Origin of the sequence: Kitasatospora putterlickiae, from assembly GCF_039527695.1 — a bacterium.
In the GTDB taxonomy this organism is placed as follows: domain Bacteria; phylum Actinomycetota; class Actinomycetes; order Streptomycetales; family Streptomycetaceae; genus Kitasatospora; species Kitasatospora putterlickiae.
Genome location: NZ_BAAAKJ010000007.1, coordinates 39,577 through 40,627 on the forward strand (window position 1 = coordinate 39,577; position 1,051 = coordinate 40,627).

2 protein-coding genes are annotated in these 1,051 nt (G+C 74.5%); both read right to left on the reverse strand.

Going from position 1 to position 1,051, the window contains the following annotated elements; translation table 11 throughout:
• Window positions 1-447: hypothetical protein (locus tag ABD308_RS00820; RefSeq protein ID WP_344323114.1), on the reverse strand; the 447-nt coding region annotated here is incomplete at its 3' end.
• Window positions 448-528: 81 nt separating this feature from the next.
• Window positions 529-942: a DUF3224 domain-containing protein gene (locus ABD308_RS00825; RefSeq protein ID WP_344323126.1), complete on the reverse strand. Its 414-nt coding sequence runs from the start codon at window positions 940-942 to the stop codon at window positions 529-531.
• Window positions 943-1,051 lie beyond the last annotated feature (109 nt).

A 1,051-nucleotide genomic window follows, 5' to 3' on the forward strand; every position in this document is an offset into this window, starting at 1 on the left:
CCCGCCCTCGCCGACCGCGAGGAAGAGCTGGACCGGAAACTCCGGATCGGCCTGTCCCACCGCGAGGGCCAGCCATCGGGCGTCCGGGCCGTCCGGACGCCATACCTGCATGGCCGGAGCGTTCTGCGCGAGGAAGCCGGCCGGCTCGGGCGCCACGTAGCCGGGGTCGTACGGGTCCACCCCGAAGTAGGGCGACAACTCCACGGGCACCGGGGCGCCCCACCGCGCGGTCAGTGCCGCCGTCACCCGGGCGAGCGCGTCCGCGATGTCCCGCTCGGCGGCGGCCACGACCTCCTCGGACCGGTCCTCCCAGAAGTCCCGGCTCTCGCGCAGGACCGCCACGTGGTGGTCGGGGCCGCTCCAGCGCGGGCCGTACCACCCCTCCCGCTCGGGGAAGGGAAGGGCGTACAGCTCGTCGATCCGGGCGAGCGCGTCGGAGAGGTCCATGCCGCCGATCCTGGCAGGCGGCTCGGACAGCGCCCCCACGCCCCGCGCCCCGCCCCTGCCCCCCCGCTCACCGGTGCCGGCTCAGCCGAGCTCGTAGGTGAAGGTGTACGGGACGGGCGACTCGCCGGGGTGGTAGAGGTAGCCGCCGGTGCCGCGCAGGCCGGTGAGCTCGCCGGTGGCGGTGCCGGGGACCACCTCGAAGGCGCAGCTCACGGTGCCGTCCTCGGCGAAGGTGCCGCGCTCCTCCACGACGAAGCCGCCGGTGCGGCCGTCCAGCCGTCCGGTGAGCTGCTGCAGGCCGGTGAAGGTGCCGGTCTTCTCGGTGGCGTAGACGAAGACGTACTCGCAGACGGTCGCCGCCGCCTCGATGCCGCCGGTGAAGGCGTTGACGACGGAGGCCCGGGCCAGCCGGGGACGGGCCTCCGTCGGGCCGATCGACGTCTCCGTCCAGTCGGCGTAGCTGAAGCCGCCGGTGACGGTGGTGGATGCGCTCATGGTCGTCGTCCTCTGGGGTGGTGCCGGGGCCGGCGCGCGGCGGGTGTGCCGGGCGCTCGTGATCACCCTCGCGCCCGTACCTGACATCTTCTGTCAGGTACGGGCGGCA